Genomic DNA, 12774 nt, shown 5'->3' on the forward strand with positions numbered 1-12774 from the left:
CCAAGTTAAGCGGAATATTTTTGCTGAAAGGGCTGGACAGGTTTTGACTGATTTGCCCGTCGGGCAGTCACATAGGACATCACAGATGGCAGACCTCATCCTGAAGAGGCGCGAAAGCACCGTCGCGAAGGATGAATGGCACCAGCGGGGCCACATGGTTCGAGACGGTGCGGAGCCTGTCATCGGGCCGCGCTACGCGCGGACCCGTTGGCGCCTCCTCACCATGAGGGTTTAATGCTTGCTACGGCAGCTACGCGTTAAATAATCCCGTCTCTGCGCAACGCCGCGATCGCCTCCGCATCGTAGCCGATATCGGCGAGCACGCGATCGGTGTGCTCGCCGAGCGTCGGCGGGCGCGACACGATTTCGCCTGGGGTCTCCGACAGCCGCACTGCTGCGCGCGCTGTCGGCGCAGGGTTCGGCAAGCCGGGATAGTCGACGTCCTGCATGAAGCCGGCGGCGCGGATGTGCGGATGCTCCAGCGCCTGCTGCGGGCTCAGCACGGGACCTGCCGGAATCATCGCTCTTCCGAGGGTGTCGACGGCTTCCTGCGTGGTGCGCTCGGCGCACCAGCGCGCCATTCTTTCGCTGATGATGGGTCCATTGTCGCCGCGCTTGATGTCGTCGGCGAAACGCGGGTCCTGCAGCCAGTGATCCTCTTCCATCAATTTCGCCCAGCGGATGAACAGCGGGTGCCCGGTGACCTGACACAACACCCAGCCGTCTTTGGTGCGGTAGATGTCGGCGGGCGCCGCGGTCTGGCCGAGATTGCCTGTGGGAACACGATTGGCTGATATCACCGCCTGCTCGATCAGCGTCGCGTTGGTGAAGGAGAGCGCGGTCGCCAGCAGCGCTCCCTCGACGATCTGCCCGCGGCCGGATTTAGCCCGCTCGATCAGGGCGGCGAGCGTGCCGAACGCGCAATGCAGCGCGGTGCCGAAATCGACCCAGTTCACCGCGGCGCGGTATGGCGGATCGCCCTTGCCCGTCATGTAGACCGCGCCCGACATCACCTGCCCGACGCCGTCGAAGCCGACGCGATCGGACCACGGCCCGGGGCCGCCGAAGGCGGTCGCCGTGGTCAGGATGATGTCCGGCTTGATCGCCTTCAACGATTCATAATCGAGCTTCATCGCCCGCAGCGTCTGCGGCGGCAGATTGGCGACGACGACGTCTGATGTCGCGACCAGCCGGCGCATCACCTCCTGCCCTTCCGGCTTCATCGGATCGAGCGTGATGCACTTCTTGTTGCGGTTGACCTGCAGGAACAGCGCGCCCTCGCCGCCTTCGCCGACCGGTGCGACAAATCGATCCTCGCTGCCGTCGCGCTTCTCCACGCGAATGACTTCCGCACCGAATTCCGCCAGCAAGGTCGCGCAATATGGCCCCGCGATATAGCGCCCGAAATCGAGAACGCGAACGCCCTCCAGAACTCCCGCCATCGGTCTTTCCCTTGTTCTTTCTGCTCGATTGTGCCGAGCCTTCTATCATGTTGATGAATGAATTGGACAACCATACAATCACTGATCCTCTTTGAACGGAACATCCCCAGATGACCACGACTGCAAAACGTCCCTATCGCGGTGTCTTCCCCGTCGCTCCGACCATCTTTGACGATCGTGGGGAGCTCGATCTTGCAGGGCAACGCCGCTGTATCGATTTCATGATCGACGCCGGCTCAAACGGCCTCTGCATTCTGGCCAATTTCTCCGAGCAGTTCGTCCTGACCGATGCCGAGCGCGAACAGGTGATGGTCGCGGTGCTGGAACACGTCGCCGGCCGCGTGCCGGTGATCGTGACGACCACCCATTTCGGTTCGCGCATCTGCGCCGAACGTAGCCGCCAGGCCCAGGACGCGGGCGCCGCGATGGTGATGATCATGCCGCCCTATCACGGCGCCACTTTCCGCGTGCCGGAAAAGGGCATTTTCGACTTCTACCGCACCGTGTCTGACGCCATCGATATCCCCATCATGATCCAGGATGCGCCGGTTGCTGGGACGCCGCTTTCGGTCGACCTGCTGGCGCGGATGGCGCGGGAAATCCCGAACATCAGCTATTTCAAGATCGAGGTGCCGATGGCGGCGGCAAAGCTTCGCGATCTCATTGCCGCCGGCGGCGACAACATCGAAGGGCCCTGGGACGGCGAGGAAGCCATCACGCTGATGGCCGACCTCGATGCCGGCGCGACTGGCGCCATGACGGGTGGCGGCTATCCTGATGGCATCAGGCAAATCATCGATCCCTATCTGGCGGGACGCCGGGAGGAAGCGATGGCGGCCTATGCGCGCTGGCTGCCGCTGATCAATTACGAGAACCGCCAGTGCGGATTGCAGGCCGCCAAGATCCTGATGAAGGAAGGCGGCGTGATCGGTTCGGAAGCGGTTCGTCACCCCCTGCAAAAGGTCCACCCGGCGGCTCGCGCGGGTCTCATCGAAATCGCCCGCCAGCTCGATCCCGTGGTGTTGCGTTGGGGACGGCAATAGCGTCTTCATGACGGCTAGAGCGTTTTCCGGCGAAGTCCGGTTCGCGTCAAGAAAACGCGTCAAAACAAAAATCTAGAGCCCCGTTCCGATTCCATCGGAACGGAAACGGCTCTAGACGCAAAAGCTCACGGAAACGGAACCTTCGCTTCGGTCAAACGTAAAAATTGCGGAGGATCGACATGACCGAACAACAGACCTTTGCATTGCTGCTTGGCGAGGCGGCCATGGCCGTTTGGGGCGATATGCCGCGCGACATTCAGGAAGCGCTGTTCGAGACCGCGATGCGCGAGCGGGAGGATTTGCGCCACGACCTCGCCTGCCTGTTGCATGATCGCCATCCCAGGACACAACACCCGGCAAAGCCGGCCTGACGGCGAGCAATCCCTAATCCGAGAAAGCGACATCGGCGATGACGGGCAGATGGTCCGAGCATGTCCGGGCCTTGCGGTCGGTCCAGGCGGAGCGGATCAGCCCGTCGCGCGTGACATAGATCCGATCCAGCCGCAGCAGCGGAAAACGCGAGGGGAATGTCCGCAACCGTGTCCGAACCGGGCAGGTTTGGGCCAGTACCCCGCGCACCGACCTCACCCAGAGCCAGTCATTGAAGTCGCCGAGCACGAGCGTTCGCTTCGGCTGCACCAGATCAACCAAGGCATGGGCCTGAGCGTGCCTCTCATGGATGCTCAAACCGAGATGAGTGGCAACGACCGTCATCTCGCCCGCACTCGATTGTATGCGCGCCGAAATAGCCCGGCGCGGCTCGCGTTCCTGATATGAGACGTCGACGATTTTCGGAGCCTCGAGGAAGGGCCACTTGCTTAGCAACACCTGTCCGTAATCGCCGTCCTGTGTGATGATCGAACGGGCATCAATGCTGTGGTCTCCGACCGCTTTCGCCAATTGGGCAAAGGGATCATCGGTTCGTCCGCGCGAATCGACCTCCTGCAGCGCGACCACGTCAGGCGACCAGTGCCGGATGATCGAACAAACGCCATCCAGATCGAATGTCCGATTGAGGTGGAAGATGCCGTGCACGTTCCACGTCATGAAGCGCATGGTGGGCGTCACGTTCTTCGTCCTGCCATCCATGTCACCAGGAACTGCACGCCGAGGCACAGCGCGATCCAGGCTATGATCGCCAGCGCAAGTAGCACCGCATTCGTCCACGAGGCATTCCTGGCCAGATCCGCGATCTGCGCGCCGAGCGCAGCCATCACCGCGATCCCTGGCGCCATGCCCAGCACGGTGCCGAGCAGAAAATCGCGCAGGCTCAATTTGCTGGCGCCCGCCACCACGTTCACGATCGAGAACGGGGCAATCGGCACCATCCGGATCATGGCGACCGCAACGACGCCCCTATTAATGATGCGGCTCTGGACCCGGGCCGCCCGGCGCCCGAGCAGGCGCTGCAACCGGGCCTGACCCAGCACGCGGCCGATCGAAAACAGCGTGAGCGCGCTGAGCAGTACGCCGGCCCCGGCGCTGACGAACCCCATCCACGGCCCCAGTGCCGCCGCCGTGGCGGCGATCAGGACCAGAACCGGAAACACCACCAGCCCGCCGACGACGAAGGCGGCAATCGCAAACAGCGGCGCGAATTGCGATCGCGCGGGCTGCGAAATGACCGAGGAGACGAAGCCGACATCGGTGAAATCGCGCAGCGATGTGTACTGCCAGGCTAGCGCAAGGCCGGCGAGCGCCGCGGCCAAACCGGATACGGCGAAGATGGTTCTTGGCGTCCACATGCGATTGGCGGCGCGGTCGAGATGAAGCGGTTCTCTGGGATCGGCGACCGGCTGCACCATCGTTGCCATGCTGCTGGCTGACGCGGCCGGGTCGATCGGCTGCAGTGATTTCGCGCCGCCGCCCTCCGCCAGGCGGTCGAGAAATCCAAGCAAATCGGCTTCGTTGCTTTCGATTTCCTGTTCATCGACGCCGCAGAAATGCCCGATCAGTTGGCGGCGAAGCCGGGCGATATCTTCCCGGTGCGCCTCAGACGTCGCCTCGAAGGCGAGATCGCATTCGGTGTCGGCGCCCATCGAGCGATTGTTGAGGTTGGCCGAACCCACGCGCAGAATACGGTCGTCGACGATCATCACCTTGCTGTGCACCATGACGACGGCGGCCCCGTGCGCATCCCGCGTCGATGGATAAAGAAAACGAATCCGGTCCATGACGCCTGCCGCCACGAACCGGGCAATGAAGCCGCCGCGGCCGCTCTGCATCGCCTGCGATTCGAACCAGGACGAGTGCATCTTCGGCATGACGATCAGAACACGAAGCTGCGGCACGTCCAGCATCCGCTGCGCCAGCAGGCGCGCGATGTCGGTGGCGCTGGTGAACTGATTCTCGATGTAGATGAAGCGGTCGGCCGCATTGATGGAGGCCTTGAACAGCCGCGCGACCTCGTTCACGCCGGCGTGGCTTGCGGTCGCTATCTCGGTCCGGGCGATGCCCACCGTCATTCCGCGGGACTGCACCGGCACCGAGGCCGGCCAGCGCTCGCAGGTGACGGCAGCTGACGTTGCGACCGTGCAGCCGGCGGCTCGCCACCTGCCCTCGGCCATTTCCGTCAGGCTGGCCGCAGCTTCGCCATCCACCATGCACTGCACGTCGTGAAACGGCAGATAGGGCTTGCCGTCGGGATCGGTCCGCAGCGGATGATGGGCTTGGTGCTCGCTGGTATCCCAGCGCCGGATCGTGAGGTCGAGACCGCCGACAAAGGCGAGCGCGCCGTCAATGACGACGATCTTCTGATGCTGCGCGGAGCCCAAGGGAAGGCTGGAGTCGAAACAGAAACGGAGCCGGTCCGGCGCTTCCGAGGTAAATTTGGCGGCTGAATTCCACTCCCGCTCCGCGGCGTACAGCGCCGGGAAATTCCAGCTCAGGATGTTGACCCGCAACTCGGGCTTCGCCTTCAGGAGCGCTTTGAGAAACGCACCGAGCTCTTGCGGATAACCATCGTCGGCATGCCCGGAAGGCCCGACAAACCGGGTCTGGCTGTGGATGTCCCAGCCGATGATGTAGACCTGCCGCGTCGCCAGAAGCAGCGCTTCCCGCAGAGCGGCGAAATACGCGGCCGCGTCGTTAAGAATTGCCAGCCGCCCTGCCTTGCATCTTCTCCAGACGGTTTCGCCAGGAATGAGGATGGATGAGCTTCGCAGCAGACGGCACCTCGGCGATACGTGACAATGGGGGACGGATCGCGAGCCGTCGGGCCCGGCCGCCAACTAGCCAACGTTTGGCGGGGAAGACGGTTCCAGCGCCGCACGCGCCGACGGCGATCCTCCGGCCGCCGACGCCGTAGCGTCCGGAACGGCGGCGCGGCCATTCTCACCGCGGCCGGGAACGTCGGCAGTTTGGACCCTTTGGGCGCGAGGAAGCAGCCGTACCTCATTGCAATGTCGCGATATATGATTATCGTCATATAACAATCCGCGACCGAACAGGAGAACCCGTGATGTCCGCAAGCCCCGATCCCGTCGTCATTCTTTCCGCCGCCCGCACGCCGCTTGGCCGGTTCATGGGCGAATTGTCCCCGTTCAGCGCGCACAAGCTCGGCGCCCACGTGATCGGCGCGGCGCTGCAGCGGGCAAAACTTGCGCCGGAGCGTATTGACGAGGTCTTCATGGGCAATGTGCTGCCGGCCGGACAGGGTCAGGCGCCGGCCCGACAGGCCGCGCGCGGCGCCGGACTGCCAGATGCCACCGGCGCCACCACCGTCAACAAGGTCTGCGGCTCCGGCATGAAGGCAACCATGCTGGCCCACGACATCATCAGTGCCGGCTCGGCCGCGATCGCGCTGTCCGGCGGCATGGAGAGCATGTCGAATGCACCCTATTTGCTGGCGAAAGCGCGCGGCGGCTATCGCGCCGGCCACGACCGGATCATCGATCACATGATGATGGACGGGCTGGAAGATGCCTATGAGACCGGGCGATCGATGGGCGACTTTGGCGAAGCCACCGCGGAAGCCTATCAGTTCACCCGCAAGGATCAGGACACTTACGCGATGGAGACGCTGACCCGCGCCCGCAAGGCGGTGGAAGGTGGCGCGTTCAAGGCTGAAATTGCGCCGGTCACGGTACCTGAAAAAGCGGGGCCGCGGATCATCGCCAATGACGAGCATCCGCTCAAGGTAGACCCTGCCAAGATTCCCGGACTGAAGCCCGCGTTCCGCGCCAACGGCACCATCACGCCGGCCGCCTCCTCCGCGAATGCGGACTCGCTCGCCGATCGCGACAGCCTGCCGGTGCTCGCCGAGATCAAGGGACACGCCACCCACAGCCAGGAGCCGCAATGGTTCACCACCGCGCCGATCCCCGCGATCCGCAAGCTGCTCGACAAGGTCGGCTGGAGCACAGCCGACGTCGATCTGTTCGAGATCAACGAAGCGTTCGCGGTGGTGGCGATGGCGGCGCAGAAGGACCTCGGCATCGCCAGAGAAAAACTCAATGTCAATGGCGGCGCCTGCGCGCTCGGCCACCCGATCGGCGCCACCGGCGCGCGGTTGATCGTGACGCTGTTGCATGCGCTGGAGGCGCGGAACCTGAAACGCGGCGTCGCCGCGCTCTGCATCGGCGGCGGTGAAGCAACCGCCATCGCGGTCGAGCGCGTCACTCGCTGACGGTTGGAACGACATGCGGGCGGCGCCAACGGTGTCGCCCGCCGCCTTTTCTCAATCGATCATCTCGCAGGCCCGCTCAACCGCCTGGCGCGTGCGCTCGGAAGGGCCAGAGAAAAAATGGCCGCGGCCTCGCGTGCTAGAGCGTTTTCCAGCGAAGTGGAAACCGGTTCGCGTCAAGAAAACGCGTCATATCAAAAATCTAGAGCCCGTTCCGATTCCATCGGAACAGAACAGGCTCTAGGCTCTCTTCGGGTGCAAGGTCACAACCGAGCGCATATCGGCCTGTACGCGCATGGCCTCCTCGATAGCGGCCACCAGCGCCGTCTGGTCGAACGGCTTGGAAATGCGCGGCAGGTGCGTGAAGCCTGGAAGCTCGGCATATCCCGTGCAGAGCACTACGGGCGTGCCGGGACGCTCGGCGGCCACTACCTCGGCAAGCTGAAGCCCGTTCATTCCCGGCATGGCATAATCGGTCACCACGATGTCGATCTTCGGCATTCGGGGCAGCAGCCGGACTGCCTCCTCGCCAGAGCGCGCCTCGATCACGGCGTGGCCGAGATCATCGAGCATCGCAGCGATGCTGTCGAGAACAAGAAGATCATCATCGACGACCAGCACGGAGATGGGTCGACTGCGGGATGCGGGGCGCGACGGCTCGGCCGCATGGGGCACCGCCACCTTTTCGTCCTGACAGGCGGGCAGCCAGATCTCGGCCGTGGTCCCTTCGCCGATGTGGCTCTTCAGCAGCAGCACGCCTCCGGACTGTTCGGCTAACCCTTTCACCATCGAGAGGCCGAGGCCGGTTCCCTTGCCAACACCCTTGGTCGTAAAGAACGGCTCCTGCGCATGTTTCAGCGTCGCCTCGTCCATGCCGCATCCGGTGTCGCTCACCGAAAGCGCGACGTATCGTCCCTCCGCAAGGCCGTCGATGGCATGCTCTTCGCGCGCGGCGATGCTGATCACCCCACCGCCCGCCGTTATCGCATCGCGCGCATTGACAGCGAGGTTGAGGATCGCGAGCTCAAGCTGGTTGGCATCGACCTTCACATTTGCGAGTTCGATCGGAAAACGGGTCTCGACCCGGATGCCCGGATCAAACTTCAAGAGCGCTGCCATTCCGCGCACCAGTTCCGGGACATTCACGACGACGGGCCTGAGGTCCTGCTTGCGCGCGAATGCAAGCATGCGCTGGGTCAGCGAGGCGCCCCGGAGAGCACCCTGGATCGCGTTGTCGAGGAGCCGGTGGATCCTGGGATCTTCCGGCTGGAGGCGCTTCTTCGCGAGTTCGAGGCTGCCCAGGATCACGGCGAGTATGTTGTTGAAGTCGTGGGCCACGCCGCCGGTAAGCTGTCCGATAGTCTCCATCTTCTGCGACATCGCGAGCGCGTCGCGCGTGCGCTCCAGCGCTTCCTGGGCTCGGCGGCGTTCCGTCACGTCCCGAACGATCTTGGCGAAGCCTATGGTCTCGCCCCGCTCGTTTTGCACCACACGTATAGTCGTCTCGGCCCAGAAGCGGCTGCCGTCCTTGCGAATGCGCCAGCCTTCGCCTGTCGACTTGCCTTCCCGCTTGGCCTCCAGAAGCATGGCATCAGGAATTCCGGAATCGCGCTCCTCGTCGGTGTGAAGGATAGCGTAGTGCGTCCCGACGATCTCGTCGCCGTAGCCGATCAGCCGGCGCGCGCCGAGATTCCAGTTCGCCACCCGTCCCTCGGGGTCTAGCGTGAAGATGGCGTGATCGGCCACCCCCTCCACCAGCAGCCGGAATTTCTCCTCGCTTCGCCTGAGCGCCTCGGCTTCGCGACCAGCTCGTTCGGCCGAGAATCGGTCGTACACGGCCGCAGCAAGTCCCATCATAAGGACGACAATCGTGGTGCCAGCGATCAGGAACGCGAGGGGCGCTTGTCCCACCGAGCCGGGTGCTGCGCGGCCAAGGACGACATCCGCGGGAACGAAGGAGGAGCCCCGCATGGCTGCGTAGTGCATCCCGGAAATCGCCACGCCCATGACGGCTCCCGCCGCTATGCGCTCGAGCACGCTCGTCATGTGAAAAGCGAGGCGCAGCGCTATGATGGACGCTCCGATCGCAATGGCGATGGAAAGCACGACCCAGACGGGGTCATAGTGGATGGAAGCCGCCATCCGCATGGCGCTCATGCCGGTGTAGTGCATGCCGGAAATCGCGAGCCCCATTGCAATGCCGGAAACGACGAGCGCGTTCGGCCGCCGACTTACGACGACGAACGCGGCTGCCGCCACCAGGATGGGAATGGCAAGCGAGAGAAGCGTGAGGAGCGGATCGTAGGAAATATCCACGCCGGGCAGGCTAAAGGCCAGCATGGCCACGAAATGCATCGACCAGATGCCGCCGCCCATGGCGACTGCCGCAGCCCCGAGCCAGCCCAGGCTGGCGGAACCTGAAGCGGCCCGCATGCGAGTCGCAAGATCCAGTGCCGTGTAGGAGGAAAGCGCGGCGATCAGGATCGACAGCGCGACGAGAACGGGGTCATGGGAGCCTGGATGGTGATGCATTCCGTCGACGCGCGTTGAAAACATCTGAATAGCACCGTTTTTCCAACGGTGCATTGTTCCGGTGCCGAATAGTTGAAGATGCCAAGTTCGGCGAAAAGCCGGCCGGGCCGGGAGGAATCGAACCTCCAATGGCAGAATCAAGATCCGCTGCATTATTCAACGATTTCAAGGGGCATTTGGAAAAATGACGAAAATGCCCCTGGCATTTTCAATGGCCCGGCAGTTGTTTCCAAATAAAGAAGCGACCCTTGCGGAGGCCGGTCAACAACGCCGGCAGTCGGCCGCTTCGAGCCGATGCCCGCTTTTACTGCGAATCGATAAGCGAGTTCTTATCGGTCGTAAGCAACGAACGGCCGCTTGTGCCAGCAGCGGACCTAGACGCGCCCGAAAACGAGGCCTGCTGTGCCCTCTTAAACGGACTTCGTGAGCCTGAACTCTCAGGTCCGAAAAGTGCCAATTCCGGAAGTGGACTGTGCCTACTCGATCACCTCGTCGGCACAGTCGAGAAAGGATGCCGGAATCTCGATGCCGAGCAATTTCGCTGTCTTTGGGATTGTTGGTAAGCAAGCATTTGGTGGGCTGCTCCGGTCATTGAAAGTTTGCGGTTCACGGGTCAGGTCAACCACGCATCATAAGATGATCAGAACGAGAGTTGCCCCCGGCTTGGGTCCTCGTTGATTGAGCAGGCGCCGCGCTCAGCTTCCACCAATAGGCTGTCGGGCATAAACGCTTCCACTACTCTGCACAGGACCGGGCGGCGCCCCACGGCAGGGGGCGTCGCCCGACTGCTGTCAGATCGTCACGCGGCTGCCGTCGAAGCGCGTGAAGGAGAAGCCGTCGAAGGGCTCGCGCAGCGTCGTGCGCTCGTCCCGCAGCATTCCGATCGCCACTTCCTCGCCGATAGCCATCGAGGCGGAAGCATCCGAACGCCAGTGGATGCCCGACCAGTTCCGTCCGAAGCCGAAATTCACCGCGAGCTTGTTCAACTCGCCGCCAACCGTGAGCGGCGGCCCGCTATAGGGCACGAGCTTCGTCGGGTCAGCCGGATCGGGCTGAACCGGGTTGGCGATGACGCGGCTCTCGTCGAAGAACGCCTTCAATATGGTAGCTGTGACAGCACCAACGCCCGTGGCGCCGCCGGGATAGGTGGAGTGAAGCGGCGCTCCCTCCGGATAGGTTTGTGACAGAAGATAGCTGCCGTATTTGGCTTTGCTGCGATCGAGGGCTTCCGATTTCAGGAAACTCTCATGCAACGGGTAATCGCTCACGCCATTGGCGAGGCGATGGTGCGCCAGGCCGCCATAGGCTTCCGGTCGCGCGGCCCGGTGCACAAAATACTTCTGCCAGTAGGACGCACGGACGGAGTTACTGATCCCCGTGGTGAGCAGGGCCTGCACATAGGGCAACCCGAAGGTGCCCCCTCCAGGTCCCTGTGTCTTCGATTTCCGATATGGATTCGACGGATAGGACACGGGGTCCGCCGGGGGAAACATGCCGGTGTAGCGTGGGTCCGCTCCACCGCCGGGGGTGGCAAGCATCAGTGCTGCCGCCCACCCAAGTGCAGGAAGCGTGCGGACATACTCCGCGAGATCTCTTCCTGTCGTGATGTATCGCGGTGTCGTGTCGAACTGCAACCGGCGTTTCGATGCAGCGCCGTTCTGGATCGCCAGCCACTCGTCGTATTCGGTCAGGAATTCGCTGGCGGGCAACGCGGTGCGAATTTGAGCACTGATCCACTGTGCGGAATAGGGCACGTCCCGGAGCAGGAATTGCGAGATCAGCGGGCCATCCAGAACGCCTGGAGGCGTGACGGAGCGGCCCTTCGGGTCGGTCGGGTCGAAATAAAGCACATTGGCACGGAACAACGTACCGGGTGTGACCCGCCCACCGGACTTCGGTCCCCGGAAATCGGCAAGCTTGTTCAGTTCCTCGGTGGCTGCAAGCACGTCGCGATGGGAGGTGTCGTCGCGCAACTCGGTAAGCGGAACGTCACGAAGCAGGGATTGCCAATATACCTCGACCGCCTCGCCGCCGCGCTCCGCACTTGCAAGGGCCGGCGCCGGCGGTATCGCAATTTGGGTAGGGTTGATGCCGCTCAGGCTGACGGCCTGCGTGCCCAGGGGGTTGACCAGTTTGCGGGTGCCGCCGAGCGGGATTTTCTCGAAATCAGCTGCTTCGCCCGACTGGCAAGCGGCATAGAGCGCCTGCCACGCCGCCTGCTCCACTTCGCCGCGTTTGTCGTGCGGCAGGCCCCGTGTGTCGGAACCGATCTTGTTGGTGTAGCGCGCCTCATCGCCATTCGCCGGATGAGGCGGGATCGGAATTTTCTCGTTGTTGCTCGCGCAGGCCTGTCGGACTTCGAAGGCGCGGCGCTTGAACGCCGCGTCGAGCGGGCGCACGTCCACGCTCACGCCCACAGTCTGCGCCGCGGCCGGGGCTACTCCGGGCATGCCCGGCGGAGACGCAAGCACGGCGGCGCCAACTGCGATGCCGGCCCCGCCGAGGAGCGAGCGGCGAGTGACCGCCGTGGTCGGCAGGGTCGGCGATGTCAGGTCAGATTCAGTCGAAATGGTGGGGTGGTCAGCCATGGAGATCTCCTCCCTCGCAGGCACGCTCTGGGGCCCGCGTTTCAGGATTCAAAGCATCCGGGCGCGCCTTGCGCGCACCCGCGTTGGAATGCGAATGCTGAAGGACCGGCGAAAAAGAAGTCGGTGATTTGAGTGCAATGCTTGCCGATGGCACGACCGCTGTCCGTTCAGTCCCGCGAGGAATTCGGCATTTCCCGCCTGCGACGACAGCTATTGAAAGAGTACACGATCTCGTGCGTCCTGAAAAGACGCCTGAATCTTTGGACGACTTCCGCTTAGGGTCAATTGCGTCTATTTGACCGGGCCACGGCGACTTCCGGTCTACCAGGTGAACGGACATTTTCAGGATAGGCAAGCATGTCTCATAGGTTGCCAGGAAGAGACATCCGCTTCCGCAAGTCCGCACTCTGCTCCTCGAAGTTGCTTGGTTGCGCACGCGAGAAATTGCAATTTCAGCCAGTGTAGATCCAGCCCCTGCGGCCGTAAAGACCGCCCAAAGCCCACCGGTTATTCTTGTCGCTCGCTTGACGATCAACGTCGCTCGC

8 protein-coding genes are annotated in these 12774 nt (G+C 63.2%); 3 read left to right on the forward strand and 5 right to left on the reverse strand.

Annotated elements, in window-relative coordinates; translation table 11 throughout:
- Window positions 1-257: 257 nt before the first annotated feature.
- Window positions 258-1442, reverse strand: a complete 1185-nt coding sequence (locus CP49_RS19150; RefSeq protein WP_057851749.1) for a CaiB/BaiF CoA transferase family protein — start codon at window positions 1440-1442, stop codon at window positions 258-260.
- A 110-nt stretch (window positions 1443-1552) separates the two neighbouring features.
- On the opposite strand from CP49_RS19150, the gene CP49_RS19155 reads away from it, so the two are divergent.
- Both CP49_RS19155 and CP49_RS19160 read left to right on the forward strand, forming a co-directional pair.
- Complete coding sequence (locus CP49_RS19155; protein WP_057851750.1) at window positions 1553-2485, forward strand: dihydrodipicolinate synthase family protein; 933 nt, start codon at window positions 1553-1555, stop codon at window positions 2483-2485.
- Between the two features lie 179 nt (window positions 2486-2664).
- The gene (locus CP49_RS19160; RefSeq protein ID WP_057851751.1) at window positions 2665-2856 is read left to right on the forward strand and encodes a hypothetical protein; all 192 of its coding nucleotides are present in this window, start codon (window positions 2665-2667) and stop codon (window positions 2854-2856) included.
- Between the two features lie 13 nt (window positions 2857-2869).
- Here the strand turns inward: CP49_RS19160 and CP49_RS19165 are convergent, their stop codons facing one another.
- Both CP49_RS19165 and CP49_RS19170 read right to left on the reverse strand, forming a co-directional pair.
- Complete coding sequence (locus CP49_RS19165; RefSeq protein WP_245310751.1) at window positions 2870-3553, reverse strand: endonuclease/exonuclease/phosphatase family protein; 684 nt, start codon at window positions 3551-3553, stop codon at window positions 2870-2872.
- Window positions 3550-5715 carry a VTT domain-containing protein gene (locus tag CP49_RS19170; RefSeq protein WP_245310752.1) on the reverse strand — a complete coding sequence of 722 codons (2166 nt, stop codon included), beginning with the start codon at window positions 5713-5715 and terminating at the stop codon, window positions 3550-3552. The genes CP49_RS19165 and CP49_RS19170 overlap by 4 nt, the downstream gene beginning before the upstream one ends.
- Window positions 5716-5945: 230 nt before the next feature.
- On the opposite strand from CP49_RS19170, the gene CP49_RS19175 reads away from it, so the two are divergent.
- Window positions 5946-7112 (forward strand): acetyl-CoA C-acyltransferase, encoded by a 1167-nt coding sequence (locus CP49_RS19175; RefSeq protein ID WP_057851752.1) that lies wholly within the window; start codon window positions 5946-5948, stop codon window positions 7110-7112.
- Window positions 7113-7349: 237 nt separating this feature from the next.
- On the opposite strand, the gene CP49_RS19180 is transcribed toward CP49_RS19175, so the two are convergent.
- Both CP49_RS19180 and CP49_RS19185 read right to left on the reverse strand, forming a co-directional pair.
- Window positions 7350-9665: an MHYT domain-containing protein gene (locus CP49_RS19180; protein ID WP_245310753.1), complete on the reverse strand. Its 2316-nt coding sequence runs from the start codon at window positions 9663-9665 to the stop codon at window positions 7350-7352.
- Window positions 9666-10432: 767 nt separating this feature from the next.
- Complete coding sequence (locus CP49_RS19185) at window positions 10433-12229, reverse strand: vanadium-dependent haloperoxidase (protein ID WP_057851753.1); 1797 nt, start codon at window positions 12227-12229, stop codon at window positions 10433-10435.
- Between the last annotated feature and the right edge of the window lie 545 nt (window positions 12230-12774).

This window comes from Bradyrhizobium valentinum, assembly GCF_001440405.1.
Taxonomy (GTDB): domain Bacteria; phylum Pseudomonadota; class Alphaproteobacteria; order Rhizobiales; family Xanthobacteraceae; genus Bradyrhizobium; species Bradyrhizobium valentinum.

Bases quoted from the DNA above. Each gene is read 5' to 3' on its own strand.
- CP49_RS19160 (WP_057851751.1), top strand. From the start codon at position 2,665: ATGACCGAACAACAGACCTTTGCATTGCTGCTTGGCGAGGCGGCCATG.
- CP49_RS19185 (WP_057851753.1), bottom strand. From the start codon at position 12,229: ATGGCTGACCACCCCACCATTTCGACTGAATCTGACCTGACATCGCCG.
- CP49_RS19175 (WP_057851752.1), top strand. From the start codon at position 5,946: ATGTCCGCAAGCCCCGATCCCGTCGTCATTCTTTCCGCCGCCCGCACG.
- CP49_RS19150 (WP_057851749.1), bottom strand. From the start codon at position 1,442: ATGGCGGGAGTTCTGGAGGGCGTTCGCGTTCTCGATTTCGGGCGCTAT.
- CP49_RS19180 (WP_245310753.1), bottom strand. From the start codon at position 9,665: ATGTTTTCAACGCGCGTCGACGGAATGCATCACCATCCAGGCTCCCAT.
- CP49_RS19155 (WP_057851750.1), top strand. From the start codon at position 1,553: ATGACCACGACTGCAAAACGTCCCTATCGCGGTGTCTTCCCCGTCGCT.